Source organism: Allomesorhizobium camelthorni, from assembly GCF_011045125.1.
GTDB classification, from domain to species: domain Bacteria; phylum Pseudomonadota; class Alphaproteobacteria; order Rhizobiales; family Rhizobiaceae; genus Allomesorhizobium; species Allomesorhizobium camelthorni.
The window spans coordinates 23,811-48,846 of record NZ_JAAKZF010000006.1; the positions used below are offsets into that span (position 1 = coordinate 23,811).

Genomic DNA, 25,036 nt, shown 5'->3' on the forward strand with positions numbered 1-25,036 from the left:
ATGAACCTTCAAATCACGCCCCAGCGCACGCTCGCCGAAACGGCGCTCATCGACGCGTTCGGCGAGCGGCTTTCGCTGTTGCCGGGCGACGGCGCGGTGATGGTCAAGCGCGACAATGCGATCGAGGCGGTAAAGGCCGGCCTGCCGACCAAGCGCGTCGAATCCTGGCACTACACCGATCTGCGCCGGCTGCTGACCAGCGTGCCGCCGCATGACGAGACGGCGAACGCCAGGGCGATTGCGCCGCTCATCGAAGGTTCGACGGTGCTGTCCGTGCTGAACGGTGTTGCTTCGGCAAAACCAGCTGCAATGGACGGCGTGGCCGTTCAGCCGCTTGTCGAAAAGCTCGCCGACGGCAGCTTCGCCCCGGCGCTGGAGACCTATGGTTCGGACGACGCCATCGGCGCGCTGAACATCGCTTTCGTCGGCGACGGCTATTTCGTCGACATTGCGGAAGGCCGCGAACTCGAAGCACCGCTGGAACTGCAGAACGTGCAGGCCGGCGGCCAGACGCATGTGCGGCTGCCGGTGCGGGTCGGCAATGGGGCCAAGGCGACCATCGTCGAACGCCAGACCGGCAGCGGAGCGGCGCTCGCAAGCTCCGTCAGCCAGTTGCTGCTCGGCGACGATGCCGAGATCCTGTGGATCATCGTGCAGGACCAGCCGGAGACGACGACGCATTTCGCGCAGTTCAAGGCGGAACTCGGCAAGAATTCGAAGCTGACGCTGTTCATCATGAATGCCGGCGGCAAGCTTGTGCGCCAGGAGGTTGTGGTCGACGCGACTGGCGAGGGCGCGGAGTTCAAGCTGCGCGGCGTCAACCTTCTGGCCGGCGACAGCCACACCGACGTGACCATGGTGCTCGACCATTCGGTGCCGCACACGACCTCGACCGAAGTGATCCGCAATGTCGTCACCGGGCGGGCGCGGGGCGTGTTCCAGGGCCGCATCAACGTCGCGCAGTATGCGCAGAAGACCGACGCGAAGATGGCCTGCAACACGCTGCTGCTTTCGGACGACGGCGAGTTTTCGACCAAACCAGAGCTGGAAATCTTCGCCGACGACGTGGTCTGCGGGCACGGCGCAACCGTCACCGAAATCGACCACGGCCACCTATTCTACCTGATGTCGCGCGGCATAGACGAGAAGACGGCGCGCGGGCTGCTGGTGAAAGCGTTCGTTGCCGAGGTGATAGAGGAACTGGAAGAAGAGCCGATCGTGGAGGCGCTGGAGGCGCTGCTGGACGGCTGGTTCGCGACGCATGGGTAGCATGGATCGGCCGCGCCGCCCCTCACCCTTACCCTCTCCCCGTGAAGTACGGGGAGAGGGGGGCGTCGGCGTCGCGGCCAGCCTCCTTCTCCCCGTTATTCACGGGGAGAAGGTCCCGGCAGGGGGATGAGGGGCGGCAAGGACTTGGATATGGACCAGAAAGTCGAAACCACCCCCTACGACGTCGAGGCGATCCGCCGCGACTTTCCGATCCTTGCACGCGAGGTCTATGGCAAGCCGCTGGTCTATCTCGACAATGGCGCGTCGGCGCAGAAGCCGCAAGCCGTGCTCGATGCGATCAACCACGCCTACACCAAGGAATACGCCAACGTTCACCGCGGCCTGCATTTCCTGTCGAACGCAGCCACCGATGCCTATGAAAAGGCTCGCGAAAGCGTGCGCCGCTTCCTGAACGCCGGCAGCACGGAAGAAATCGTCTTCACCAAGTCGACCACCGAGGCGATCAACGCGGTCGCCTACGGTTTCGGCATGCCGAATATCGGCGAGGGCGGCGAGATCGTGCTGTCGATCATGGAGCACCATTCCAACATCGTGCCGTGGCATTTCATCCGCGAACGCCAGGGCGCCAAGCTGGTCTGGGCTCCGGTCGACGATCTCGGCGTGTTCCATATCGAGGAATTCGAGAAGCGCCTGACCGACCGCACCAAGCTGGTCGCGATCACCCATATGTCGAACGCGCTGGGTACGGTGACGCCGATCAAGGAGATCGTGCGGATCGCGCACGCGAAAAACATTCCGGTGCTGATCGACGGTAGCCAGGCGGCCGTGCACATGCCGGTCGACGTGCAGGACCTAGACTGCGATTTTTATGTGTTCACCGGCCACAAGGTCTATGGCCCGTCCGGCATCGGCGTGCTCTACGGCAAGCGCGACATGCTGGAGCGGATGCGGCCGTTCCAGGGCGGCGGCGAGATGATCTTCGAGGTGACCGAAGACGAGGTCACCTACAACGACCCGCCGCACCGCTTCGAGGCCGGCACCCCGCCGATCGTCCAGGCGATCGGGCTGGGCGCGGCGCTCGAATATATGGAGAAGATCGGCCGCGAGCGGATAGCCGCTCACGAGGCCGAGCTTAAGACATACGCCCATGAGCGGCTGCGCTCGATCAATTCGCTGCGCATATTCGGCGATGCGCCGGGCAAGGGCGCGATCGTCTCCTTCGAATTGCAGGGCATCCATTCGCACGATGTCGCGATGGTGATCGACAGGCAAGGCGTTGCGGTGCGGGCCGGAACCCATTGCGCCCAGCCGCTGTTGAAACGTTTTGGCGTGACCTCCACATGCAGGGCATCGTTCGGCATGTATAATACGAAGGCTGAAATCGACGTTCTGGCCGAAGCGCTTGAAAAGGCGCGGAAATTTTTCGGGTGATGAGCATGGACGACGCAACGGTTACGACAGAGCCCACGCAAGCGGAATCCGCTGGCGCACAGACTGTTTCGGCGATTCCTGCCGAAGAACTGGCGCGACTGACCGACGACATCGTCTCGGCGCTGAAGACCGTCTACGACCCGGAAATCCCCGCCGACATCTACGAACTCGGCCTGGTCTACAAGATCGACATCGAGGACGACCGCTCGGTCAAGATCGATATGACGCTGACGGCGCCCGGCTGCCCGGTGGCCGGCGAAATGCCGGGCTGGGTGCAGAACGCGGTCGGCGCAGTCGAAGGCGTTTCCGATGTGGAGGTCAACATGACCTTCGACCCGCCCTGGACGCCCGATCGCATGTCGGAAGAGGCGCAGGTGGCGGTGGGTTGGTATTAGGGTGTGTGTTGATATTCAGGTGATGCCCGTCTGCAAATGGCGGCTTTCTGCGCTTCCGGTACTCACGTACCTGAATGTACGCTCCGTTCCGGTTCTCGAAATCCGCCATTTTCGCCTGGGCCTGACCTGAATCTCAACACACCCGAACGCGCCCCGTCAGTCGATTATGTGAACGACCCTTCGGGTTTCCGGTTCGATCAGCACGGTGCGGCCGTCCATGACGACATACTGATACCTGGTCGGCAGTGTGTTTTCGGCAATTTCGCCGGGCTTGAGTATATCCGGTATGATCGCCCCTACTACCAGTTCAAAGTTTGACGGACGGTCGACTATGACCGGATTGGTTTTCACGTATTCACGGACCACGACCTCCTGTTCGGGTGTGACCACGACGGTCTGGGCAGCCGCGAAGGCGGTTCCGGCGAGCAGGATGGCGGCGGCAATTGTGCTTCGGAAAGTCATTTCAACCTCCTGGGTTTGACGTGCCCTAACCGCTATCGGTCCGAACGGTTCCGCAGAAGTGAAGTATGTTACGGCCGATCACGAGCTTGCATGGGATGGGAATCTTCACCATCTTAGGCTATGAGAAAGCATCCGGCAGGCCTTGAACCTGCATGGAATGGAGACAGGAATATGGGACGCTTCGCCGTCATCAGCATGACCGAGAAGGCCGCCGCTCGCGTGAACGAGATCATGGGAAGCCGTGAGAACGCCAAGGGCGTTCGCCTGGGCATCAAGAAGGGCGGCTGCGCCGGCATGGAATATACGGTCGATCTGGTGACCGAGCCGAACCCCAAGGACGACCACATCGAGCGCGACGGCGCGCATGTCTATGTCGCGCCGGAAGCCGCACTCTTCCTGTTCGGAACGGTAATGGATTTCGAGGCGACGGCGCTGCGCACCGGCTTCACTTTCACCAATCCCAACCAGAGCTCCGCCTGCGGCTGCGGCGAATCGGTCGAGCTCAAGCCGGCCGATCTCAAGCAGCTCGCCGAGGCGCGCGCGCAGAGCGCAGCGTAGCTACTCCACCCATAGCCCGCGCTTCTTGTGCCAGTCGGCGATCGATTCCTCCGGATAGATCTCGAACGTCTTGTCGCCTTCGCGGATGTTCGGCTCGACCCATGATGCCTTGTATTTCAGCATGATATGCACGCGCTCCGGCACCTTGGGCAGTTCGTTGTCGATAGCCGAGGCGAACGGGTGCACCAGTTCCGGCCAGGTCGGATCGTAAAGCCACAGCGCCGACCCGCATTCCCGGCAGAAGCGGCGCTCGCCGGTCGAGACCTCGCAATGCGTGCGCTCCTCATCCTCGATTTCCGCCCGGTAAAGACCGAGATGCTCTTCGCCCTCGATCTTCAGCGTGGACGAATCGCCGCCGAGGTTGATCGCATATCCGCCGCCGCCCTGCTGCTTGCGGCAGATGGAGCAGTAGCACAGCATGAAAGGAACGGGCGTGTGGCTGGCGACCTGGAAACGGACTGCGCCGCAGCGGCAGGAACCTTTGAGCAGCATCGGCATCGAGTGTTCTCCCCGGCTGGATGATGGTAAATATGTCTCAAACAGTGAAAGAGGATCGCCCGCCATGCAAGATGCCGACATTGCGGAACTTTTCCACGGGCTCGGCCCGGTCACCATCAAGCGGATGTTCGGCGGCAAGGGCGTCTACCACAACGGCCTGATCGTCGGGCTCGAGGTCGATGGCGAGATACTGCTCAAGGCCGACCAGGAAAGCGCTGTCGACTTTGCCGCGGCCGGCTCGCGGCAGTGGATCTATGACGGCCAGAAGAACCGCAAGCCGACGGCGATGCCTTATTGGTCGATCCCGGTCTCGGCGGTCGACGACCCGGAAGAGATGGTGGTCTGGACGAAAAAGGCCTACGAGGCGGCGCTGCGGGCCAGGAAATAGACTACAGCGCCCGTGCGATCCGCGCTGCCAGCCTCGCATTGTTTTCCACCAGCGCAATGTTGGTTTTCAGGCTCGCGCCGCCGGTCAGTTCGAGGATTTTCGACAGCAGGAACGGCGTCACCGCCTTGCCCGAGACGCGCTGCGCCTCCGCGGTCTGCTGCGCCGCCTGGATGTGCCCGGCCATCACCTCTGCGGCGATCTCGTCGGTCTCAGGCACCGGATTGGCAATCAGCATGCCGCCATCGGTCCCCAAAACGCGCCGCGTCTTGAAGAAATCCGCGATCTCCTCGGCCGTGTCGAGCCGCAGCGGCGCGGCGAATGGCGACTGCCGCGACCAGAAGGCGGGCATGACATCCGAGCCGAACGCCACGACCGGCACGCCGCGCGTCTCCAGCACTTCCAGCGTCTTTTCGATGTCCAGTATGGCCTTTGCGCCGGCCGACACCACGATCATCGGCGTGCGCGCCAGTTCGTCAAGGTCGGCAGAGATGTCGAAGCTCTTTTCCGCGCCCTTGTGCACGCCGCCTATGCCGCCGGTGGCGAAGACCGAAATGCCGGCAAGGTGCGCGGCGATCATCGTCGCCGCCACCGTTGTGCCGCCGGTGCGGCCCTGCGCCACCGCAAAGCCGAGATCGGCCCGGGACAGCTTCATTGCGCCCGTGGTCTGCGCCAGCGCCTCGCGCTCGGCGTCGGAGAGCCCGATCTTCAGCCTGCCGCCGATGACGGCGATGGTGGCGGGCGTGGCGCCCTCGTCGCGGATGATCTTCTCGACATTGGCGGCCATGGCGCTGTTGTCGGGATAGGGCATGCCGTGGGTGATGATGGTGCTTTCCAGCGCCACCACAGGTTGGCCTGCGGCCAATGCGTCGGCGACAGGCGGGTGGATGTCGATAAAGGGCAGCGCATTCTCAGGCGTCATTGGTCTCTCCGATTCTGCCGTCCTGATGCATCGCCTCGGCCTTCGGCACAAGTGCAAGGGCGGCAGTGAAGTCGCGGGCGGAAAATTCCGGCGCCGATGCTGGGCTTTCGACGGCAAGCATCGCCGCCGCCATGCCTTCGCGCAACGCCTCGCGAAGGGGTAGGCCGCGCAGCAGGGCGACCATGGTCGCGCCCGCCAGCGCGTCGCCGGCGCCGGTTACGTCGACTATTTTGCGCGGCGGCGGCGGCGTGATCGAAAAGAGGCCAGAACGGTCGAATGCCACCGTTGGCGCGCCGCCGCGGCTGATGACGGCGCTCGAAAGCCCAATGCTGTGCAGGCGGGCGACGACATCATCAACGCGTGCATCGCCCGGCAATCCGGCAAGGCAGGCTGCCTCGCGAAAATTCATGAACAGGCACGAGAGCGTTTCCAGGATTTCGGAAAGCCGCACCACCTTGGCCGGCGAGATGGCGATGGCGAAGAGCGGCTTGCCCGACGCCAGCCTGGCCAAACGCGCAAGAGCGTCGGCTGGCAGATTAGCATCGCACAACAGGGCATCGGCCTCGGCCACGGCTGCGCGAAAGCTGGCGCGGCGGAGCTGCTTGGCGAATGCGGTCTCGTAGAGCGCCATGTCGGCAAGCGCTGCGATCACGTCGCCGTCGCGGTCGAGGAGCGCGGTATAGCTCGGCGTGGTGCGGTCGAGAAAGATCGCCGACAGGTCTGCGATCCCTGCGTCGAAAATGGCGCGCGAAACGGTCTCGCCGGCCGCATCGCCGCCGCGAACCGACATGATAGCGCCGCTCGCACCGCGGCGAACCGCATTGCGCAAGGCGTTGAACGCGCCGCCGCCGACGTCCTCGGCCATCACGCCGGGATTGGACGCGCCGGGCACATAGGCGCCTGTGACCTGGCCCCGCCGGTCGATATGCGCGCCGCCGACGGCCAAAATTTTAGGAAAGGACATGAAAGCGCCTGCCGAGCGTCTATTCTTCTAGGTTGGGCGCGACATTAGTGTCAGCATCCCCGGCGGGCAACCTGCCGCGCCGAATCGTCGCCTTTGGCGGCATGGTTGGGCCGGTGGTTCGGCCGACCGGAACGTTCCGGCGAGCACAAAACTGGAACAAAATTGGAAAATGCAATGAAATCATGCCCTTGACCCCTCTTGCCAAATGAGAACAAAAGAGGTACGAATTTGCAGGGATACCGGATTGTCGGGCCTTCATTGACGACCAAGGGGTAATGTATCATGGCTCAGAATTCATTGCGGCTGGTAGAGGACAAATCGGTGGATAAATCAAAGGCTCTGGACGCCGCGCTATCCCAGATCGAGCGCGCCTTCGGCAAGGGCTCGATCATGCGGCTGGGGGCGAACGAGAAGATCGTCGAGATCGAGACGGTGCCGACCGGCTCGCTCGGGCTCGACATAGCGCTCGGCGTCGGCGGCCTGCCGCGCGGGCGCATCATCGAAATCTACGGGCCGGAAAGCTCGGGCAAGACGACGCTGGCGCTGCACACGGTGGCCGAGGCGCAGAAGAAGGGCGGCATCTGCGCCTTCGTCGACGCCGAGCACGCGCTCGACCCGGTCTATGCCCGCAAGCTCGGGGTCGACCTCGAAAACCTCCTGATCTCGCAGCCCGACACCGGCGAGCAGGCGCTTGAGATCTGCGACACGCTGGTGCGCTCCGGCGCGGTGGACGTGCTGGTCGTCGATTCGGTGGCGGCACTGACGCCACGCGCGGAAATCGAGGGCGAGATGGGCGATTCGCTGCCCGGCCTGCAAGCGCGGCTGATGAGCCAGGCGCTGCGGAAGCTCACCGCTTCCATCTCGCGCTCCAACACCATGGTCATCTTCATCAACCAGATCCGCATGAAGATCGGCGTCATGTTCGGCTCGCCCGAGACCACCACGGGCGGCAACGCGCTGAAGTTCTACGCATCGGTGCGGCTCGACATCCGCCGCATCGGCGCGGTCAAGGACCGCGATGAAGTGGTCGGCAACCAGACCCGGGTCAAGGTGGTCAAGAACAAGCTGGCGCCGCCCTTCAAGCAGGTCGAGTTCGACATCATGTATGGCGAGGGCGTCTCCAAGACCGGCGAGCTCGTCGACCTTGGCGTCAAGGCCGGCGTGGTCGAAAAGTCGGGTGCATGGTTCTCCTACAATTCCCAGCGCCTCGGCCAAGGCCGCGAGAACGCAAAGCTGTTCCTGCGCGACAATCCCGACACGGCGCGCGAGATCGAGCTGGCGCTGCGGCAGAATGCCGGGCTGATTGCCGAAAAGTTCCTTGAAGGCGGCGGCCCAAGCGACGGTTTCGAGGACGAAGCCGGCGAGATGTAGCCGGTTCAGACCCGATCCCTGCGAAACCGCCGGCCATTTGTGCCGGCGGTTTCGTTTTGAATGGACCTGCCGGATATCGCCTGCGAAGCGGCTGTTTTCCGCCAATTCGTGTTTGTGGACAGGTCCAGAAGCGCCCGCTAAAAGGCCATGTCCAATTTGCCCGGCAGGGCGGCAACAAAGGCTGTGACATGAGTGGCGTGAACGAGATCCGGTCGGCATTTCTCGACTATTTCCGCAAGAACGGTCACGAGGTCGTGGCCTCGAGCCCGCTCGTACCGCGCAACGATCCGACGCTGATGTTCGTCAATGCCGGAATGGTGCAGTTCAAGAATGTCTTCACCGGCCTCGAAAGCCGTTCCTATTCGCGCGCCGCGACCTCGCAGAAATGCGTGCGCGCCGGCGGCAAGCACAATGATCTCGACAATGTCGGCTATACCGCCCGCCACCACACATTCTTCGAGATGCTCGGCAATTTCTCCTTCGGCGATTATTTCAAGGAGCGCGCCATCGAACTCGCCTGGAACCTGATCACGAAGGAGTTCGGCCTCGACGCAAAGCGGCTCCTGGTCACCGTCTATCACACCGATGACGAGGCGGCCGGGTTCTGGCGCAAGATCGCCGGCCTGCCCGAGGACAGGATCATCCGCATACCCACCAGCGATAATTTCTGGGCAATGGGCGACACCGGGCCGTGCGGTCCGTGTTCGGAAATCTTCTACGACCATGGCGACCAGATTCCGGGCGGTCCGCCCGGCAGCGCCGACGAGGACGGCGACCGCTTCATCGAGATCTGGAACCTCGTCTTCATGCAGTTCGAGCAGGTGACGAAAGAGCAGCGCGTCGCGCTGCCGCGACCTTCGATCGATACCGGCATGGGGCTGGAGCGCATCGCCGCCGTCATGCAGGGCGTGCACGACAATTACGACATCGACCTGTTCAAGACGCTGATCCATGCCTCCGAGGAGGCGACCGGCGTCAAGGCGGAAGGCAAGAACCGGGCGAGCCACCGCGTCATCGCCGACCATCTGCGTGCTTCGAGCTTCCTGATTGCCGACGGCGTGCTGCCCTCGAATGAGGGCCGCGGCTATGTGCTGCGCCGCATCATGCGCCGCGCCATGCGCCATGCGCAGCTGCTCGGTGCGGCCGACCCGCTGATGTGGCGGCTGGTTCCGGCGCTGGTGCGCGAAATGGGCCTGGCCTATCCGGAACTGGCGCGCGGCGAGGCGCTGATTTCCGAAACGCTGAAGCTCGAGGAAACCCGCTTCCGCAAGACGCTGGCGCGCGGCCTCGGGCTCTTGTCGGAAGCCACCGAGAAACTGGGCAGCGGCGACCGGCTCGATGGCGAAACTGCGTTCAAGCTCTACGATACCTATGGCTTCCCGCTCGATCTGACGCAGGACGCGCTGCGTCAGCGCGGCGTTTCGGTCGATCTCGACGGTTTCGATGCCGCCATGCAGCGCCAGAAGGCGGAGGCCCGCGCCAATTGGGCGGGCTCCGGCGAGGCCGCGACCGAGACGGTCTGGTTCGCAGTCAAGGAAAGGACCGGCGCGACGGAATTTTTAGGCTACGACACCGAGGAGGCCGAAGGCATCGTGCTGGCGCTGGTCAGCGACGGCGCCGTCGTCGATGGCGCTTCGGCCGGCGAGACGGTCGCGATCGTCGTCAACCAGACGCCGTTCTACGCCGAATCCGGCGGCCAGATGGGCGATACCGGCACGATGTCGGGGGACGGCTTCGCGATCGACATCACCGACACGCAGAAAAAGGGCGACGGCCTCATCGTGCATTTCGGCCGGGTGGCCGAGGGCGCGCTGAAAGCCGGTGCCGCGGTCGGCATGAAGGTCGATCACGCGCGCCGCACCCGGCTGCGCTCCAACCATTCGGCGACGCATCTCGTGCATGAGGCGCTGCGAGAGGTGCTGGGCAGCCATGTCGCGCAGAAAGGTTCGCTGGTCGCGCCGGAGCGGCTGCGCTTCGACTTTTCGCACCCGAAGCCGATTTCGGCCGCCGAACTGGAGCGCGTCGAGGCGATGGCCAACGAGATCGTCGTGCAGAACAGCCCCGTCGCGACGCGGCTGATGAGCGTCGACGACGCCATCGCCGAGGGCGCAATGGCGCTGTTCGGCGAGAAGTATGGCGATGAGGTGCGGGTGGTTTCGATGGGAACCGCCACGCATGGCGACAAGGCAGGCAAGCCGTATTCGGTCGAGTTGTGCGGCGGCACGCACGTCAACGCCACCGGCGATATCGGGCTGATCCGCCTGGTCTCGGAGGCGGCGGTGGCCTCCGGCGTGCGCCGCATCGAGGCGCTGACGGGCGAAGCGGCGCGCCGGCATCTCGACGAGCAGGATCGCCGCCTGAAGGCGGTCGCGGCGGCGCTGAAAGTGTCGCCGGCCGACGCGGTCTCGCGTGTCGAGGCTGTCCTGGAAGAGCGGCGCAGGCTCGAAAGGGAACTCGCCGAGGCGCGCAAGAAGCTCGCGCTGGGGGGCGGTTCAGCGGCCGACGCGGGTGGCGACGGCGAGACCGTCGCGGGCGTCGGCTTTCTCGGCAAGGCGGTGTCAGGCGTGTCGCCGAAAGATCTGAAGCCGCTGGCGGATGCCGGCAAGCAGTCGCTGGGTTCGGGCGTCGTGGTGTTCGTAGGCGCAGGCGAAGACGGCAAGGCCAGCGTGGTGGTGGCGGTCACCGACGATCTCATAAGCAGGTTCAGCGCAGTCGATCTGGTGCGTGCGGCTTCCGCGGCGCTCGGCGGGCAGGGCGGCGGCGGCCGTCCGGACATGGCGCAGGCCGGTGGACCCGATGCGGCGAAATCAGGCGAGGCGATCGCGGCGGTCAAGGCAGCGATGGAAGCGGCCTAAGCCGAAATCAAATCCTGTGAATCAAGCGGCCGGTCCCTCGCGGAACCGGCCGCTTTCTTTTTGGTGCGGACCGAAGCGGCGTCAGGCCATCGCCTTCTGCAGATTCTCGTCGATCTTGTCCAGGAAGCCCGTGGTCGAGAGCCACGGCTGGTCCGGGCCGATGAGCAGGGACAAATCCTTGGTCATGTAGCCGGCCTCGACCGTCTGGACGCAGACTTTTTCCAGCGTGTCGGCGAATTTCTTGAGTTCCGCATTGTCGTCAAGCTTGGCGCGATGGGCGAGGCCGCGCGTCCAGGCGAAGATCGAGGCGATGGAGTTGGTCGAGGTTTCCTCGCCCTTCTGATGCTGGCGATAGTGGCGGGTGACCGTGCCGTGCGCGGCCTCGGCCTCGACGGTCTTGCCGTCCGGCGTCATCAGCACCGAGGTCATCAGGCCGAGCGAGCCGAACCCTTGCGCCACTGTGTCGGACTGCACGTCGCCGTCATAGTTCTTGCAGGCCCAGATGTAGCCGCCGGACCATTTCAGGCTCGACGCCACCATGTCGTCGATCAGGCGGTGCTCGTACCAGATCTTCTTCGCCTTGAATTCCTCTTCGAACTCGGCCTCGTAGACCTCCTGGAAGATGTCCTTGAAGCGCCCGTCATAGGCCTTGAGGATGGTGTTCTTGGTCGAGAGGTAGACCGGATAGCCGCGCAGCAGGCCGTAATTCAGCGAGGCGCGGGCGAATTCGCGGATCGATTCGTCGACATTGTACATGGCCATGGCGACGCCGGAGGAGGGCGCGTCATAGACCTCGTGCTCGATGACCTGGCCGTCGTCGCCGACGAACTTGATCGACAGCTTGCCCTTGCCGGGGTAGCGGAAATCGGTGGCCTTGTACTGGTCGCCGAAGGCGTGGCGGCCGACGATGATCGGCTTGGTCCAGCCGGGCACCAGGCGCGGCACGTTCTTCATGATGATCGGCTCGCGGAAGATGACGCCGCCCAGAATGTTGCGGATCGTGCCGTTCGGCGATTTCCACATCTTCTTGAGGTTGAATTCCTCGACGCGCTGCTCGTCCGGCGTGATTGTTGCGCATTTGACGCCGACGCCGTGCTTCTTGATGGCGTTGGCCGCGTCGATCGTCACCTGGTCGTTGGTCGCGTCGCGGTGCTCGACGCTCAGATCGTAATATTCGAGGTCGATGTCGAGATAAGGGTGGATCAGCTTGTCCTTGATGAACTGCCAGATGATGCGGGTCATCTCGTCGCCGTCGAGTTCGACGACGGGATTGGCCACCTTGATCTTCGCCATGAAAAGTACCTCGTTTTCGGATGGGAGCGCCGGGATTTCCGGGCTTCGCGACAGGGATTGCGGCCCCTATAGCAAAGCGGCAATGCGTGCGCAAACGCTGTTGAAACGCGGCGCCGCGAGGCGCGATTTGCGGCGCTATTTTTTCTTCGGCGGAAGCTTTTCGACGAAATTGGCGGCGAGCGCGACCCAGTCCTTCAGCGCCTGTTCTTCGCCGAGTTGGTCGGCCGAGACGATGACGAAACCCTTCATCGCGCGCCCGGCCTGTTCCATGCGTCGCGTTCCCGGCCGGGCAAGCGCCTGCGCCTCCTGTTCCGGGCCGACCCGGAACAGGCCATCGCCGGCTCTCATCGCGCAGCAATGCATGTTGCCGTTGATGGTGAAGCAGACGCCGCCGAACATGCGGATTTCGTCACTGTTGGCGTAGTCCTTCGTCCGCACCCGCATACGGTCTGCGATTTGGCTTGCCATCGTTCTGCCGTTAGCCCGAGCTTCATCTTCGAAGCGGAATATGGCAGGGACGGCCCAGACGCGCAAATGAAGGATCAGCGCATTCATGACAGACAGGGAAGGCGGGCCGATCGCCGAAGGACCGGTGATCATACTGGTCGAGCCGCAGATGGGCGAGAATATCGGCATGGTGGCGCGCGCCATGGCCAATTTCGGCTTGGCGGAACTGCGGCTGGTCAAGCCGCGCGACGGCTGGCCGAACGAGAAGGCGACGGCCGCGGCGAGCCGCGCCACGCACGTCATCGAGAGCACCGTGGTATTCGACGACCTGCCTTCCGCGCTCGCCGACCTGGAATTCGTCTTCGCCACCACGGCGCGCGAGCGCGACGGCTTCAAACCGGTGCGCGGGCCGGTCGAGGCGGGCAGGGCGCTTCGGGCGCGGCATCGCGCCGGGCAGCGCACCGGCATCATGTTCGGGCGCGAGAAATTCGGCCTCGCCAATGAGGAGATCAGCCTGGCCGACGAGATCGTCACCTTTCCGGTCAATCCCGAATATGCATCGCTGAACATCGCCCAGGCGACGCTTCTGATGGCCTATGAGTGGATGAAATCCGGTCTCGACCGGGAGACCGACACGGCGTTTTCGGGGCCGGTGGTCAAACCCGCCGCCAAGGAGCACCTGCATGGCCTGTTCGAGCATCTCGAAGCCGCACTCGACGCGCGCGGCTATTTCCGCACGCCGGCCAAGAAGCCGAAAATGGTCGACAAGGTGCGCGCCGTGCTGACCCGCGCCGGCTTTTCGGAAAAGGAACTCGAAGTGCTGCGCGGCGTGGTCGCTTCGCTCGACTATTTTTCGCCGAAGGAACCGCGCGGCTCGGGCTATCCGGCACGCAAGGCCGAGGCTGACGCCAGTGCCGGAAGCGGCAGGCGCAAGCCAGGCGGGGAGGCGCCCGAGAATGACTGACCGGCCGATACTGATGTTCGATTCCGGCATTGGCGGGCTGACGGTGCTGCGCGAAGCCCGCGTGCTGATGCCCGACCGCCGCTTCGTCTATGTCGCGGACGATGCGGCCTTCCCCTATGGCGATTGGGAAGAGGAGGCGCTGAGCGCGCGTATCGTTGAGCTTTGCGGCAACCTGATCGCCAGGCACGACCCCGAAATCTTCGTCATTCCGTGCAACACGGCCTCGACTCTGGTGCTTGCCGAACTTCGCGCGGCCTATCCCGATACGCCGTTCGTCGGCACGGTCCCGGCGATCAAGCCGGCCGCTGAGCGCACGCGCTCGGGCCTCGTGTCGGTGCTCGCCACGCCGGGCACGGTGAAGCGGCAATATACCCGCGACCTGATCGCCAGATGGGCTTCGAAATGCAATGTCCGGCTGGTCGGCAGCACGCATCTGGCTGCGCTCGCCGAGGCCTATATGCGCCACGGCTTCGTCGATGAGGAGGCCGTGCGGGCAGAGATCGCGCCGTGCTTCATCGAGCGCGATGGCGGCCGGACCGACATCGTCGTGCTCGCCTGCACGCACTATCCGTTCCTCGTCAACCGGATGCGCAAGACCGCGCCCTGGCCGGTGGATTGGCTGGATCCGGCCGAGGCGATCGCAAGGCGGGCGCTGTCACTGCTTGCCGAGCGCGCGCCCGTCGAAAGACGCGCCGACGCCGTGCAAGGTCTGGACCTCGCCGTCTTCACCTCCGGCAGGCCGGATTTCTCCATCCGCCGGCTGATGCAGGGTTTTGGGCTGACGATCGCATAAGCAGCCGTCAGGAACCTCGCCTGCCTTGCCGAGTTCCTCCCGAAGCGCAATCACGGGAGACAAACCGATGCCTGCGAAATCCAAGGCTCAGCAGAAAGCGGCCGGCGCGGCTTTGTCGGCCAAGCGCGGCGAGATCAAGAAAAGCGAGTTGAAAGGCGCGTCCAAGGCCATGGTCGAGTCCATGAGCGAGAAGCAACTCGAGGAGTTGGCCGAAACCAAGCGCAAGGGCCTGCCGGAGAAGAAGAAGTCGAAGGACTGATCTCCGGCAGGGGGACCGTCCGTTAGTACGCGACGGTGAAACGCTTGCGCGTTTGCTGCGGCCGCTCCGCCTCGTCGACAAGGGCGACGGCGAGATCGGCGACCGAGATCGTGCTTTGGCCTTCTTCGTCGACCACCGGCTGCTCGCCGCCTGTCCGGTATTTTCCGGTGCGTTCACCCGGCTTCAAAATGAAGGCCGGGGACAGGAAACTCCAATCCAGTTCCGTCTCGTTGTGCAGTTCGGCGAGCGCGTCGCGGGCGGCCAGCGCGCCTTGCTTCCACTCGGCGGGAAACTCGGGCGAATCGACGAACTGGCTGCCGTCGGGCGCATGAAGGCTGCCGGCGCCGCCCACCATGATCAATCGCGTCTTCGCGCCCTTGGCGGCGCTGACGATTGTGCGCGAGCCATCGAGATGCTTGCGATAGATGTCCGGGTCGCCCCAGCCGCCATTAAAGGCGGAAATCACGACCTCGTGTCCGGCGATAGCGCTCGTCAGCCCGGCAACGTCCGTGGCGTCGACCGACTTTGCCGTCACGCCGTCAAGCTTCTCGACCTTGCCGATATCGCGCGCTATGGCGGTGACGGCATGGCCGCGGCTGACAGCTTCCTTGAGGATGGCGCTTCCGACGAAGCCCGATGCGCCGATGAGTACGATTTTCATGCGAAATACTCCGTTTCCGGCTCTTTCGCCGCTTTGGCGAAGGAGGTATTGGTGGTAATCAGGTTACCGGAAGTCACCACTAGCCGCGAAAGCGGGGACACGTAAGTACGCATGATTTTCTGCCCAGGTTACCTGGAGGGAACCGCATGAACGCTCGGACCAACGCTTCCGCTGCAGCGCCGATGCTGGACAGCCATCCGGGTTTCGAGCGCGACGAAGAGGGCAATTGCCCCATACGCGAGGTTCTGGATCGCGTCGGCGACACGTGGAGCCTTCTGGTCATCATCAATTTGCAGGCGGCGCCAACGCGCTTCAACGCGCTGAAACGGTCGATCGAGGGCATCTCGCAGCGGATGCTGACGGTGACGCTGCGTTCGCTCGAGCGCGACGGGCTGGTGCGGCGCACGGTAAGGCCGACGACGCCGCCGGAGGTGGAATATGCGCTGACCGAACTCGGCCATTCGATCGCCGTGCCGGTGGCGGCGCTTGGCATCTGGGCGGCGCGCAACCGCGATGCGCTGAAGGCGGCGCGCAGCAGGTTCGATACGGGGCAGCTATAGCTGCGCTTTGCCCTTGACGCGCTCTCCCCGGCTGGTCGATAGGCTGACCGCGGCAGAACCGCCCGGCCCGCGGATTGCCTCGGAGAACAGGATAGTGAGTAACCCCAAACGCGGGATGATGCGGCCGCTGCGGCTTGCGACCGGTTTGGTCCTGTTCATCTATGCGACTTCCCATCTCCTGAACCACGCCTTCGGGATCAGATCCGCCGGGACAATGGAGGCGGCCGCCAACTTCCTGCTGGATCCCTGGCAGACCATGCCGGGCCTGGTGCTGCTCTACGGCGCCGTCGCCATCCACGTCGCCTTGGGTCTCTACTCGCTCTACCGGCGCCGTCATTTCCGCATGCCGGCAAGCGAGGCAATGCAGATCGCCCTCGGCCTGTCGATACCATTGCTCCTGATCTCCCATGCCGCGGCCATCCGGATCGGCGAGGGCGTCTACGATCTGAGTGTCGGCTATGATCGCGTGCTGTACCTTTATTGGGTGGCGACGCCGGATTTCGGCCTGCCGAGACAATATCTTCTCCTGGCGATCGTGTGGATTCATGGCTGCCTGGGCATTCGCGCATGGCTGAGATCCAAGCGATGGTATGCGCGCGCGGTGCCCGCGCTGGCAGCGCTGGCGACGCTGGTTCCGGTGCTCGCCGCTCTCGGCTTCCTGAATGCCGGCCTCGACATGCGCTATGTAGCCGCCAACGCGCCGGCATCGCTCGGCAAGCATGTCGCCGATCGGCCGGGCACAAGGCAAGCCAGCGACTGGGCGCAGGTGAGCCGCATCGTCGACGGCATTCTCGTCGGCTATCGCGGGCTGGTCGCGGGCGTCTTCACCCTGCGCGCGGGCCGCAACTGGCATGCGCGGCGCTACGGCTCCATCCGCGTCGCCTATCCGGATGGCCGCATGGTGTCGGTCCCGGCCGGCTTTTCGGTACTCGAAGCCAGCCGTTGGGCAGGCGTCCCGCACGCTTCGGTATGCGGGGGGCGCGGCCGTTGCTCGACCTGCCGCGTGGGAGTCCTTGCCGGAGCTGAGTATCTTTCGCCTCCGAGCGGAGACGAGCTTCGCCTGCTCACCAGGATCGGCGCTCCTCCGGACGTGCGGCTTGCCTGCCAGATCCGGCCGACCGGCAACGTTGCGGTGGTTCCCCTGGTCAATCCGGCGAGCGATCCGGTCCTGGCCTCGCGCCGATTCGGCGCGATCGGGAGTGGCCGCGAGATGGAGATCGCCGCCCTGTTCGTCGACATGCGTCAGTCGACACGGCTTGCCGACGACCGCCTGCCCTATGACGTGCTGTTCCTGTTCGACCGCTACATCCAGATGGTGTCGACAGCGGTCAGAGAAAGCGGCGGCCACGTGACCAACATTGCCGGCGACGGCATCATGAGCGTCTTCGGCGTTGACGGAACCGCCGAGAAAGCGGCGCGCGACGCTTTCAGCGCCGCATTGCGGGTTTGGGATGGGATCGACGCCCTGAACGCGGAACTCCGGGCTGAGTTGCCCGAGCCGTTCCGCATCGGCATGGGGCTGCATGTCGGGGTGGCCGTCGTCGGCGCGGGCTGGAAGGGTGGCACGGACGGGCTGCCGTTCCTGGGCGATACAGGCAATGTCGCGGCAAGGCTCGAAGCCGAGGCCAAACGGCTCGACTGCACACTGGTGGCCTCGGCCGAAGCACTGTCGCTGCTGGACAATTCGATGGAGGGCGCCGCGCTCGATACGGTGATGATCAGGGGGAAGTTCGAGCCGGTTCGCGTGGCGCGGTTCGCCGTGAGCGACGAGTTGCGCAAGCTTCTGGCGCGCCGGACGGCCAAGAAGGTAGCCTGAGGCCTGTGACCGGCGACGAATGCATTGACATCGTCCGGCGCTTGGCCTATGCAGCCGCCAACGCCGGGCCGAAAGGTCCGGCGCTTCTGTTGTAATGCCGCAAGACCGGATGAAAAATCGCTTTTCCCGGCCTTGCATGAATGACGTGTCCCGTGGGTTTCTTCGCAAAGCGTGCGTGGGAAATCCTGTCAGGTCTCGAAAACGGAGGCCAGAGGAGGGCGCGTTTCCTTCACTCGTGACATGAGGTTGCGGGTGTATCTTTTTGAAAGGGAATGCGATGAGCAAGCGCGAATCAGCAAAGTACAAGATCGACCGCCGTCTCGGCGAAAACATTTGGGGCCGCCCGAAATCCCCGGTCAACAAGCGTGAATACGGTCCCGGCCAGCATGGCCAGCGCCGCAAGGGCAAGCTTTCCGACTTCGGCCTGCAGCTGCGCGCCAAGCAGAAGCTGAAGGGCCACTACGGCGACATTTCCGAAAAGCAGTTCCGGAAGACCTACGAGGAAGCCAACCGCCGCAAGGGCGATACGCCTGAAAACCTGATCGGCCTGCTCGAATCGCGCCTCGACGCGGTGGTCTATCGCGCCAAGTTCGTGCCGACCATCTTCGCGGCCCGCCAGTTCGTCAATCACGGCCACATCAACGTGAACGGCAAGCGCACCAATATCGGCTCGTACCGCTGCAAGGCCGGCGACGTGATCGAGGTCCGCGAGAAGTCGAAGCAGTTGGTCATCGTTCTGGAATCGGTGCAACTCGCCGAGCGCGACGTGCCGGACTACATCGATGTCGACCACAACAAGATGGTCGCCACCTTCGCCCGCGTTCCCGGCCTGGCCGACGTTCCCTACGCGGTCCAGATGGAACCGAACCTCGTCGTCGAGTTCTATTCCCGCTAATCGGAATACTCCGTCCAAGTTAAAAGGCCGCCTTCGGGCGGCCTTTTCTTTGCCCGTATGGTCCGGTAAGCCGTTCGGACCATTGAGCCAAACAGGCTGGACCACCCATGAACATGATGCCCGATCTGGTCGTCGAAACCGACGATGCAAGCTGCCACCCGATGTTCCGGGATGCGCCGTCCTCGGTCGAGTTCAACAAGCTGCGCAAGCGGCTGCTGCGCCAGACGCGGCAGGCGATCGACGAGTTCGCGATGGCGCGGCCCGGCGAGCGCTGGCTGGTGGCGCTTTCGGGCGGCAAGGATTCCTACGGGCTGCTGGCGCTGCTTCTCGATATGAAATGGCGCGGCCTGCTGCCTGTCGAACTCATCGCCTGCAATCTCGACCAGGGCCAGCCGAATTTTCCGAAGCACATCCTTCCAGATTTCCTCGAAGGCCACGGCATCCGCCACCGGATCGAATATCGCGACACCTATTCCATCGTCACCGACAAGATCGGCGAGGGCAACACCTACTGTTCGCTATGCTCGCGGCTCAGGCGCGGCCACCTCTATCGCATTGCGCGCGAGGAGGGCTGCTCGTCGCTGGTGCTCGGGCATCACCGCGAGGACGTGCTCGAAACGTTTTTCATGAACCTCTTCCATGGCGGCAGGCTGGCGGCGATGCCTCCGAAACTCGTCAATGACGAGGGCGACGTGACGGTGCTGCGCCCGCTCGCCCATTGCGCCGAGGCCGACCTGCAGAAATTCGCCGACGCGATGAAATTCCCGATCATTCCGTGCGACCTGTGCGGCAGCCAGGAAGGGCTGCAGCGCAATCTCATGAAGCAGATGCTGGACGACATCGAAAAACGCATGCCGGGCCGCAAGGACACGATGATCCGGGCGTTGGCAAACGTCCGGCCATCGCATCTCCTCGACTGCAAGCTGTTCGATTTTGCCGGACTGGCGCTGAAGCCGTAAGCGTCAGACCGGCGGATTGTGCGGCTGGAATAGCCTTCCTTTTTCGGCAACCAAGACCATTCCGAGCGCGGCCAGCCCCAAGAGAAAATAGCCTGCCGCCATTGGAACCACGGTGCCGTCGAAACTCTGGCCGATTATGGCGCCGACGATGCCGCCGCCAACCGTCTGCATGAAACCCTGAACGGAAGAGGCGGTGCCCGCCACATGGCCGAGCGGCTCCATGGCCAGTGCGTTAAAATTGGAGCCGATCCAGCTGAACTGGAACATGGCGAGGGCAAAAAGCGTCACGAACAGCCATAGCGGCAGCGGTCCGAGCAGTGACAGGGCGAACGCCAGGCCCGTGACCGCCAGGAAGCCGAGCAGCGCGCCATGGGCCAGCCGACGCATACCGAACTTTCCGACGAAGCGGGAGTTGAGGAACGATGACAGGGCCATCAACCCTGCAACGGCCGCGAAATAGATCGGAAACAGCGCACCCACTTCATAAATGCCCACATAGATCTGCTGCGCGGAATTGATGAAGCCGAACAATGCCCCGAAAAGGGCGGTTATGGCGATGGTGTAGCAGATGGCGACGCGGTTGGTCAGAACGATGCGGAAGCCGTCGGTGATTGCAGCGGCGGTAAGGGGCCGGCGAAACGATGCGTGCAGCGTCTCGGGCAACCTCCTCCAGGTCCAGATGGTGAAGGCGAGCGAGACAAAGCCCATGAAAGCAAAGATCATGTGCCATTCGCCTGCCAGCATGATGATCTGGCCGACGCTGGGTGCGACAACCGGGATGATCATAAACACCATAAAGACCAGCGACATGACCTCCGCCATGGCGCGCCCTCCAAATGTATCGCGCACAACTGAAACGGCGATGACGCGGGTGGCCGCTGCGCCAAGACCCTGGACGAAACGGAATGCGAGCAGTGCCCCGAAAGTCGGTACGAAGGCGCAGGCAAAAGCGGCCGCCACATAGACTGCAAGGCCCGCAAGCAAAGGCACGCGCCGCCCGAACCGATCGGACAGCGGGCCGAAGAAAAGCTGCGCCAAGCCGAAGCCGGTAACGTAAGCGGTGATGACATACTGCCGCGCATTCTCGTCGGCGACGCCGAGGCTGGCGCCGATCTGCTGCAGCCCCGGCAACATGATGTCGATGGCGAGCGCGTTGAGCGCCATGAGCGCGGCGGCAAGGGCAATGAACTCCCAGCGCGGGATCGACAGGCCGGTCGCCACGGTGGTCGGTGCAGCCTGCTGGTCCATGAGAAGTTCCTAATGCTATGCTCAAAAAGGAAATGCGCCGGAGAGCCCGGCGCATCCTGCAAACGATTCCGGAGAAAACCGGAATCTATCGGTCTGGTTCCCCTATCAGGCAGCGCCCTTGGCGCTGATGCCCTTTTCGGCGAGATAGCTCTGCAACTCGCCAGCCTGGAACATTTCGCGGATGATGTCGCAGCCGCCGACGAATTCGCCCTTCACGTAGAGCTGCGGGATCGTCGGCCAGTTGGAATAATCCTTGATGCCCTGGCGCAGCTCGTTCGAGGTTAGAACATCGACGCCTTTGTAGTCGACGCCGATATAGTCGAGGATCTGCACGACCTGGCCCGAAAATCCGCACTGAGGGAAGCCCGGCGTGCCCTTCATGAAGACGACCACGTCGTTGCTCTTCACCTCGTTGTCTATGTATTCGTTGATTCCGCTCATCATGTTGTCCTGAGATTGCGTCGGTCTAGGAACCGATCGTGTTTGGTGTTTCCAACATCGATATCCGGTGGCTGTGTTCGTCAAGCCGCCGGACGACGTCAAGAATTTCATTCATGCGGTTGAGCATCTGGTTTTCAACGAGAACGATATCGCTTCGGACTTCGCCCAAATCCCTTCTCACATCACCCAGATCACGCTCGATGCGTCCAAGACGAGTCTCGTGCCGGAGAAGCACTTCCGTCACCGATTTCAGTTGGCTTTCGATGCGCCTCAGATATGCGAATGTGTGGTTCGCAATCTGGCCCGCAGTCATGCTCTCCGTCTCTTCCATAAAGGGGATATATCACTCCGGAGCGCTGGTTTGAAGGGCAAGGGCGTGAAGAACGCCGCCCATATTGCCCTTCAGGGCATCATAGACCATCTGGTGCTGCTGCACCCGTGTCTTGCCGCGGAAGCTTTCGGCCACCACTTCGGCCGCGTAGTGGTCGCCGTCGCCGGCAAGATCGCGGATGGTCACTTTTGCGTCAGGTATACCGTCTCGGATCAGTTTTTCGATCTCGTGCGCGTCCATAGCCATCGATTTGCTCCCGCATCAGCTTCAACAATCCGCCAGTAGCGGTCGCATATACGTCGGACTTTGCGGACCAGAGATCAAGACCGGTCATACGCGCGACGTCGGGATCTGCCGTAAAGATCGGCGCGCCGCGCCTGCGCAATTCCTCGATCAGGACGAGATCGGTCTCGGCATGCAAGCGTCTGGCGCCGGCCCCGTTGTAGAAATGACCCGCGGAATGAGGATTGATGCCGGAGAGGATCACGGAGGGAGCGCCGCTGGCCAGCGCATAAAAAACTGCCGTCAATCCATTGGAGAATTTAACGGAATTGTCTTCCTCCTCGTTCAATCGCCGCATGATCGCCAGATGCAGCGCCATGCGGTGGTATTTGGATATTTGGTGCAGGCGGTCATAGCGGTAATCGAACGCAGCGAGGCCGCGTTGCAGGGCTTCAAGCCCGAGCGTCCAGCGAATCACGTACAATTCGCCTGTCCGCCGCCCGGCAAGCACATGCCGCACGGCCCGCGCGTTCTCCGAACCGCCCTCGATGTTGTAAAAATGGATGAAGGTCGCCGCCGGCTTGTCGACGCCCCACTTGTCCAGCTTGGCCTGCGAGGCATTGACCGTGACGACTTGGTAGCTGGCTGGATCGAAGCCTGCAGGCTTGGCGCTCGACGGTGCAGAACCCAGGATCACGACCGGACCGGCGAAACCGCCGGGATGGCGCGGCGGCCTCGGGCCGACGAATTTCAGGCGGGCCCACCGCCGAAAATGCGTCCAGCCAGTCAGACGCCGCCTCCGTACACAGAACCCCCCTTTGAGTTCTACGCGCCGCTCACTTGTCCATGAATCTCGGAAACCAGGATTCGTGAGCAGCGGTCAGTTCTGCCACAGGTATGGCACGGGTATGCCCGAGTTTCAATTCGCTGCCGCCCGTGGCGCCGATCCACGGAGCGACAATGCCGAGTTGCTCCAGCTCGGCGAGCATCGCTTCGAATTCGCCGCTTTGCGCAGAAAAATTGACCGTTACCAGGTAGCGGCCCTGGTCCTCGCCGAAAAACTGCGGGATCGGATCGCCCTGGGCAAGCTGTGAGACGGTGGCGCCGATGCCGGAAGCCATCGCCATCTCGGCCAATCCGACAGCCAGCCCGCCATCTGAGAGGTCGTGCACGGCCGTCGCAACGCCGGAGCGGATCAGCTTGCGGACATAGTCGCCGACCTTTTTCTCGTGGGCGAGATCGACCGGCGGCGGCGGGCCGTCGGCGCGGCCGTGGAAGTCGCGCATATAGGCCGACTGGCTAAGATGCGTGCCCCACCAGTCGGGAGCGCCGAACAGCAGGATCATCTCGCCTTCGCGGGCAAAGCCGATCCGGGCCATTCTCGACCAGTCCGGGATCAGGCCGACGCCGCCGATGGTCGGCGTCGGCAATATGCCCTGTCCGTTGGTTTCGTTGTAGAGCGATACATTGCCCGACACGATCGGGAAGCCGAGCGCCCGGCAGGCGTCGCCTATGCCCTGCACCGCCTTGACCAGTTGGCCCATGATTTCCGGCCGTTCGGGATTGCCGAAATTGAGATTGTCGGTGGCCGCCAACGGCATGGCGCCCGTCGCCGTCAGATTGCGCCAGCATTCGGCGACAGCCTGCTTGCCGCCTTCATAGGGGTCGGCCTCGCAGTAGCGCGGCGTAACGTCGGAGGAGAAGGCCAGAGCCTTGGTGGCATGACCCTCGACGCGTACGACGCCGGCGTCGCCGCCCGGAATCTGCAGCGAATTGCCCTGGATCAGCGTGTCGTACTGTTCCCAGACCCAGCGACGGCTGGACAGGTCCGGCCCGCCGAGCATTTTCAGCAAGGCGTCGGCGATGTCGGCTTGCGGGATGTCGTCCCTGGCGAGCGGCTGGCGTGGCATTGGCTCGACCCATGGCCGGTCATATTCCGGGGCCTGGTCGCCGAGTTCCTTGATCGGCAGGTTCGCGACTTCCTCGCCCTGATGGATGATGCGGAAGCGCAGGTCGTCGGTGGTGTGGCCGACGATGGCGAAATCCAGACCCCATTTGCGGAAGATCGCCTCGGCCTCTTCCTCCTTTTCCGGGCGCAGCACCATCAGCATGCGCTCCTGGCTTTCGGAGAGCATCATTTCGTAGGCCGACATGCGCTCTTCGCGAACCGGCACCTTGTCCAAGTCGAGTTCGATGCCGAGATCGCCTTTTGCGCCCATTTCCACGGCCGAGCAGGTGAGGCCGGCGGCACCCATGTCCTGGATGGCGATGACCGCGCCTGACGCCATAAGTTCGAGGCAGGCCTCGAGCAGGCATTTTTCGGTGAATGGATCGCCGACCTGAACGGTGGGCCGCTTCTCGTCGATCTTGTCGTCGAATTCGGCCGAGGCCATGGTTGCACCGCCGACGCCGTCGCGGCCGGTTTTCGCGCCGAGATAGACGACCGGCAGGCCGACGCCCTTGGCCTGCGACAGGAAGATGGCATCGGTCTTGGCGAGGCCGGCGGCGAAGGCGTTGACGAGGCAGTTGCCGTTATAGCGCGCGTCGAAATTGATTTCGCCGCCGACCGTCGGAACGCCGAAGGCATTGCCGTAGCCGCCGATGCCGGACACTACGCCCGACACGAGATGCCGGGTCTTGGGATGGTCCGGCGCGCCGAAGCGCAGCGCGTTCATCGCCGCGATCGGGCGCGCGCCCATGGTGAAGACGTCGCGCAGGATGCCGCCGACTCCGGTCGCCGCACCCTGGTAGGGCTCGATATAGGAGGGGTGGTTGTGGCTCTCCATCTTGAAGACCACGCAGTCGCCGTCGCCGATGTCGACCACGCCGGCATTTTCACCCGGCCCCTGGATCACCTGCGGGCCGGTTGACGGCAGCGTGCGCAGCCACTTCTTCGAGGATTTGTACGAGCAGTGCTCGTTCCACATGGCCGAAAAGATGCCGAGCTCGGTGAAGGTCGGCTCGCGGCCGACAAGGTCGAGGATGCGCTGATACTCGTCGGGCTTTAGCCCATGTGCGGCGATAAGCTCGTCAGTGATCTTTACGGTGTTGGAAATGGTCATGGTCCTGTCCGGTT

At 63.5% G+C, this 25,036-nt stretch carries 27 protein-coding genes; 14 read left to right on the forward strand and 13 right to left on the reverse strand.

The annotated features are described in order from the left end of the window. The 3 genes from sufD (at position 1) to G6N73_RS07295 (ending at position 3,056) form a co-directional block, all read left to right on the forward strand. Positions 1 to 1,269, forward strand: coding sequence for a Fe-S cluster assembly protein SufD (sufD, locus tag G6N73_RS07285; protein WP_165025419.1), 1,269 nt, complete (start codon positions 1 to 3; stop codon positions 1,267 to 1,269). A gap of 150 nt (positions 1,270 to 1,419) precedes the next feature. After that, positions 1,420 to 2,661 (forward strand): cysteine desulfurase, encoded by a 1,242-nt coding sequence (locus G6N73_RS07290; RefSeq protein ID WP_165025422.1) that lies wholly within the window; start codon positions 1,420 to 1,422, stop codon positions 2,659 to 2,661. 5 nt (positions 2,662 to 2,666) lie between these two features. Next, positions 2,667 to 3,056: an SUF system Fe-S cluster assembly protein gene (locus tag G6N73_RS07295; RefSeq protein WP_165025425.1), complete on the forward strand. Its 390-nt coding sequence runs from the start codon at positions 2,667 to 2,669 to the stop codon at positions 3,054 to 3,056. Positions 3,057 to 3,212: 156 nt separating this feature from the next. Here G6N73_RS07295 and G6N73_RS07300 read toward each other — a convergent pair whose 3' ends face one another. Next, positions 3,213 to 3,518, reverse strand: coding sequence for a DUF1236 domain-containing protein (locus G6N73_RS07300; RefSeq protein WP_165025428.1), 306 nt, complete (start codon positions 3,516 to 3,518; stop codon positions 3,213 to 3,215). A gap of 171 nt (positions 3,519 to 3,689) precedes the next feature. Between G6N73_RS07300 and sufA the strand changes: the two genes are divergently transcribed. Next, on the forward strand, positions 3,690 to 4,076 hold the full coding sequence (gene sufA / locus G6N73_RS07305) for a Fe-S cluster assembly scaffold SufA (RefSeq protein ID WP_165025431.1): 387 nt from the start codon (positions 3,690 to 3,692) through the stop codon (positions 4,074 to 4,076). Here the strand turns inward: sufA and G6N73_RS07310 are convergent, their stop codons facing one another. Then, the gene (locus G6N73_RS07310; RefSeq protein ID WP_165025434.1) at positions 4,077 to 4,574 is read right to left on the reverse strand and encodes a GFA family protein; all 498 of its coding nucleotides are present in this window, start codon (positions 4,572 to 4,574) and stop codon (positions 4,077 to 4,079) included. A gap of 64 nt (positions 4,575 to 4,638) precedes the next feature. Between G6N73_RS07310 and G6N73_RS07315 the strand changes: the two genes are divergently transcribed. Continuing rightward, a complete protein-coding gene (locus G6N73_RS07315) occupies positions 4,639 to 4,962 on the forward strand; it encodes a TfoX/Sxy family protein (protein ID WP_165025436.1) in 324 nt (107 codons plus the stop codon). A gap of 1 nt (position 4,963) precedes the next feature. Here G6N73_RS07315 and G6N73_RS07320 read toward each other — a convergent pair whose 3' ends face one another. After that, positions 4,964 to 5,881, reverse strand: a complete 918-nt coding sequence (locus G6N73_RS07320; RefSeq protein ID WP_165025439.1) for a pseudouridine-5'-phosphate glycosidase — start codon at positions 5,879 to 5,881, stop codon at positions 4,964 to 4,966. After that, positions 5,871 to 6,845: a carbohydrate kinase family protein gene (locus G6N73_RS07325; protein ID WP_165025442.1), complete on the reverse strand. Its 975-nt coding sequence runs from the start codon at positions 6,843 to 6,845 to the stop codon at positions 5,871 to 5,873. The genes G6N73_RS07320 and G6N73_RS07325 overlap by 11 nt, the downstream gene beginning before the upstream one ends. A gap of 282 nt (positions 6,846 to 7,127) precedes the next feature. Between G6N73_RS07325 and recA the strand changes: the two genes are divergently transcribed. Then, entirely contained in the window at positions 7,128 to 8,216 is a 1,089-nt protein-coding gene (gene recA, locus G6N73_RS07330) for a recombinase RecA (protein ID WP_165025445.1), read from the forward strand. Between the two features lie 188 nt (positions 8,217 to 8,404). Then, complete coding sequence (gene alaS / locus G6N73_RS07335) at positions 8,405 to 11,071, forward strand: alanine--tRNA ligase (RefSeq protein ID WP_165025448.1); 2,667 nt, start codon at positions 8,405 to 8,407, stop codon at positions 11,069 to 11,071. Between the two features lie 81 nt (positions 11,072 to 11,152). Here the strand turns inward: alaS and G6N73_RS07340 are convergent, their stop codons facing one another. Both G6N73_RS07340 and G6N73_RS07345 read right to left on the reverse strand, forming a co-directional pair. Next, positions 11,153 to 12,364, reverse strand: coding sequence for an NADP-dependent isocitrate dehydrogenase (locus G6N73_RS07340; protein ID WP_165025451.1), 1,212 nt, complete (start codon positions 12,362 to 12,364; stop codon positions 11,153 to 11,155). Between the two features lie 135 nt (positions 12,365 to 12,499). Beyond that, the gene (locus G6N73_RS07345; protein WP_165025454.1) at positions 12,500 to 12,832 is read right to left on the reverse strand and encodes a TfoX/Sxy family protein; all 333 of its coding nucleotides are present in this window, start codon (positions 12,830 to 12,832) and stop codon (positions 12,500 to 12,502) included. Positions 12,833 to 12,917: 85 nt separating this feature from the next. Here G6N73_RS07345 and G6N73_RS07350 point away from each other — a divergent pair, with 85 nt between their 5' ends. The 3 genes from G6N73_RS07350 to G6N73_RS07360 all read left to right on the forward strand — a co-directional run bounded on the left by G6N73_RS07350 (position 12,918) and on the right by G6N73_RS07360 (position 14,827). Continuing rightward, a complete protein-coding gene (locus tag G6N73_RS07350) occupies positions 12,918 to 13,775 on the forward strand; it encodes an RNA methyltransferase (protein WP_165025456.1) in 858 nt (285 codons plus the stop codon). Next, positions 13,768 to 14,568: a glutamate racemase gene (gene murI / locus G6N73_RS07355; RefSeq protein WP_165025459.1), complete on the forward strand. Its 801-nt coding sequence runs from the start codon at positions 13,768 to 13,770 to the stop codon at positions 14,566 to 14,568. The genes G6N73_RS07350 and murI overlap by 8 nt, the downstream gene beginning before the upstream one ends. Positions 14,569 to 14,635: 67 nt before the next feature. Then, positions 14,636 to 14,827: a DUF3008 family protein gene (locus G6N73_RS07360; RefSeq protein WP_165025461.1), complete on the forward strand. Its 192-nt coding sequence runs from the start codon at positions 14,636 to 14,638 to the stop codon at positions 14,825 to 14,827. A 22-nt stretch (positions 14,828 to 14,849) separates the two neighbouring features. On the opposite strand, the gene G6N73_RS07365 is transcribed toward G6N73_RS07360, so the two are convergent. After that, positions 14,850 to 15,488: an NAD(P)-dependent oxidoreductase gene (locus G6N73_RS07365; protein ID WP_165025462.1), complete on the reverse strand. Its 639-nt coding sequence runs from the start codon at positions 15,486 to 15,488 to the stop codon at positions 14,850 to 14,852. A gap of 146 nt (positions 15,489 to 15,634) precedes the next feature. Between G6N73_RS07365 and G6N73_RS07370 the strand changes: the two genes are divergently transcribed. The 4 genes from G6N73_RS07370 to ttcA all read left to right on the forward strand — a co-directional run bounded on the left by G6N73_RS07370 (position 15,635) and on the right by ttcA (position 19,718). Continuing rightward, on the forward strand, positions 15,635 to 16,048 hold the full coding sequence (locus tag G6N73_RS07370; RefSeq protein ID WP_165025464.1) for a winged helix-turn-helix transcriptional regulator: 414 nt from the start codon (positions 15,635 to 15,637) through the stop codon (positions 16,046 to 16,048). Positions 16,049 to 16,142: 94 nt separating this feature from the next. Next, the gene (locus tag G6N73_RS38235; protein WP_165025466.1) at positions 16,143 to 17,864 is read left to right on the forward strand and encodes an adenylate/guanylate cyclase domain-containing protein; all 1,722 of its coding nucleotides are present in this window, start codon (positions 16,143 to 16,145) and stop codon (positions 17,862 to 17,864) included. A 277-nt stretch (positions 17,865 to 18,141) separates the two neighbouring features. Next, positions 18,142 to 18,759, forward strand: coding sequence for a 30S ribosomal protein S4 (rpsD, locus tag G6N73_RS07380; RefSeq protein ID WP_165025479.1), 618 nt, complete (start codon positions 18,142 to 18,144; stop codon positions 18,757 to 18,759). Between the two features lie 107 nt (positions 18,760 to 18,866). Next, positions 18,867 to 19,718 (forward strand): tRNA 2-thiocytidine(32) synthetase TtcA, encoded by an 852-nt coding sequence (gene ttcA / locus G6N73_RS07385; RefSeq protein WP_165025481.1) that lies wholly within the window; start codon positions 18,867 to 18,869, stop codon positions 19,716 to 19,718. A 3-nt stretch (positions 19,719 to 19,721) separates the two neighbouring features. On the opposite strand, the gene G6N73_RS07390 is transcribed toward ttcA, so the two are convergent. The 6 genes from G6N73_RS07390 to purL all read right to left on the reverse strand — a co-directional run bounded on the left by G6N73_RS07390 (position 19,722) and on the right by purL (position 25,022). Continuing rightward, positions 19,722 to 20,921 (reverse strand): Bcr/CflA family efflux MFS transporter, encoded by a 1,200-nt coding sequence (locus G6N73_RS07390; RefSeq protein ID WP_165025750.1) that lies wholly within the window; start codon positions 20,919 to 20,921, stop codon positions 19,722 to 19,724. A gap of 150 nt (positions 20,922 to 21,071) precedes the next feature. After that, a complete protein-coding gene (gene grxD / locus G6N73_RS07395) occupies positions 21,072 to 21,407 on the reverse strand; it encodes a Grx4 family monothiol glutaredoxin (RefSeq protein ID WP_165025484.1) in 336 nt (111 codons plus the stop codon). Positions 21,408 to 21,432: 25 nt separating this feature from the next. Continuing rightward, positions 21,433 to 21,720, reverse strand: coding sequence for a hypothetical protein (locus G6N73_RS07400; protein WP_165025487.1), 288 nt, complete (start codon positions 21,718 to 21,720; stop codon positions 21,433 to 21,435). A 30-nt stretch (positions 21,721 to 21,750) separates the two neighbouring features. Continuing rightward, entirely contained in the window at positions 21,751 to 21,984 is a 234-nt protein-coding gene (locus G6N73_RS07405; RefSeq protein ID WP_008836596.1) for a BolA/IbaG family iron-sulfur metabolism protein, read from the reverse strand. Then, positions 21,932 to 22,480 carry a membrane-anchored protein gene (locus G6N73_RS07410; RefSeq protein ID WP_246251737.1) on the reverse strand — a complete coding sequence of 183 codons (549 nt, stop codon included), beginning with the start codon at positions 22,478 to 22,480 and terminating at the stop codon, positions 21,932 to 21,934. The genes G6N73_RS07405 and G6N73_RS07410 overlap by 53 nt, the downstream gene beginning before the upstream one ends. A 316-nt stretch (positions 22,481 to 22,796) precedes the next feature. Then, positions 22,797 to 25,022, reverse strand: a complete 2,226-nt coding sequence (purL, locus tag G6N73_RS07415) for a phosphoribosylformylglycinamidine synthase subunit PurL (RefSeq protein ID WP_165025493.1) — start codon at positions 25,020 to 25,022, stop codon at positions 22,797 to 22,799. Positions 25,023 to 25,036 lie beyond the last annotated feature (14 nt).

Coding starts and splice junctions, on each gene's coding strand:
- alaS (WP_165025448.1), top strand. CDS start 8,405: ATGAGTGGCGTGAACGAGATCCGGTCGGCATTTCTCGACTATTTCCGC.
- G6N73_RS07365 (WP_165025462.1), bottom strand. CDS start 15,488: ATGAAAATCGTACTCATCGGCGCATCGGGCTTCGTCGGAAGCGCCATC.
- ttcA (WP_165025481.1), top strand. CDS start 18,867: ATGAACATGATGCCCGATCTGGTCGTCGAAACCGACGATGCAAGCTGC.
- G6N73_RS07310 (WP_165025434.1), bottom strand. CDS start 4,574: ATGCCGATGCTGCTCAAAGGTTCCTGCCGCTGCGGCGCAGTCCGTTTC.
- G6N73_RS07400 (WP_165025487.1), bottom strand. CDS start 21,720: ATGACTGCGGGCCAGATTGCGAACCACACATTCGCATATCTGAGGCGC.
- G6N73_RS07315 (WP_165025436.1), top strand. CDS start 4,639: ATGCAAGATGCCGACATTGCGGAACTTTTCCACGGGCTCGGCCCGGTC.
- G6N73_RS07340 (WP_165025451.1), bottom strand. CDS start 12,364: ATGGCGAAGATCAAGGTGGCCAATCCCGTCGTCGAACTCGACGGCGAC.
- rpsD (WP_165025479.1), top strand. CDS start 18,142: ATGAGCAAGCGCGAATCAGCAAAGTACAAGATCGACCGCCGTCTCGGC.
- grxD (WP_165025484.1), bottom strand. CDS start 21,407: ATGAGCGGAATCAACGAATACATAGACAACGAGGTGAAGAGCAACGAC.
- G6N73_RS07320 (WP_165025439.1), bottom strand. CDS start 5,881: ATGACGCCTGAGAATGCGCTGCCCTTTATCGACATCCACCCGCCTGTC.
- G6N73_RS07325 (WP_165025442.1), bottom strand. CDS start 6,845: ATGTCCTTTCCTAAAATTTTGGCCGTCGGCGGCGCGCATATCGACCGG.
- G6N73_RS07345 (WP_165025454.1), bottom strand. CDS start 12,832: ATGGCAAGCCAAATCGCAGACCGTATGCGGGTGCGGACGAAGGACTAC.
- G6N73_RS07290 (WP_165025422.1), top strand. CDS start 1,420: ATGGACCAGAAAGTCGAAACCACCCCCTACGACGTCGAGGCGATCCGC.
- G6N73_RS07405 (WP_008836596.1), bottom strand. CDS start 21,984: ATGGCTATGGACGCGCACGAGATCGAAAAACTGATCCGAGACGGTATA.
- G6N73_RS07300 (WP_165025428.1), bottom strand. CDS start 3,518: ATGACTTTCCGAAGCACAATTGCCGCCGCCATCCTGCTCGCCGGAACC.
- purL (WP_165025493.1), bottom strand. CDS start 25,022: ATGACCATTTCCAACACCGTAAAGATCACTGACGAGCTTATCGCCGCA.
- G6N73_RS07360 (WP_165025461.1), top strand. CDS start 14,636: ATGCCTGCGAAATCCAAGGCTCAGCAGAAAGCGGCCGGCGCGGCTTTG.
- recA (WP_165025445.1), top strand. CDS start 7,128: ATGGCTCAGAATTCATTGCGGCTGGTAGAGGACAAATCGGTGGATAAA.
- sufA (WP_165025431.1), top strand. CDS start 3,690: ATGGGACGCTTCGCCGTCATCAGCATGACCGAGAAGGCCGCCGCTCGC.
- sufD (WP_165025419.1), top strand. CDS start 1: ATGAACCTTCAAATCACGCCCCAGCGCACGCTCGCCGAAACGGCGCTC.
- murI (WP_165025459.1), top strand. CDS start 13,768: ATGACTGACCGGCCGATACTGATGTTCGATTCCGGCATTGGCGGGCTG.
- G6N73_RS07370 (WP_165025464.1), top strand. CDS start 15,635: ATGAACGCTCGGACCAACGCTTCCGCTGCAGCGCCGATGCTGGACAGC.
- G6N73_RS07295 (WP_165025425.1), top strand. CDS start 2,667: ATGGACGACGCAACGGTTACGACAGAGCCCACGCAAGCGGAATCCGCT.
- G6N73_RS07350 (WP_165025456.1), top strand. CDS start 12,918: ATGACAGACAGGGAAGGCGGGCCGATCGCCGAAGGACCGGTGATCATA.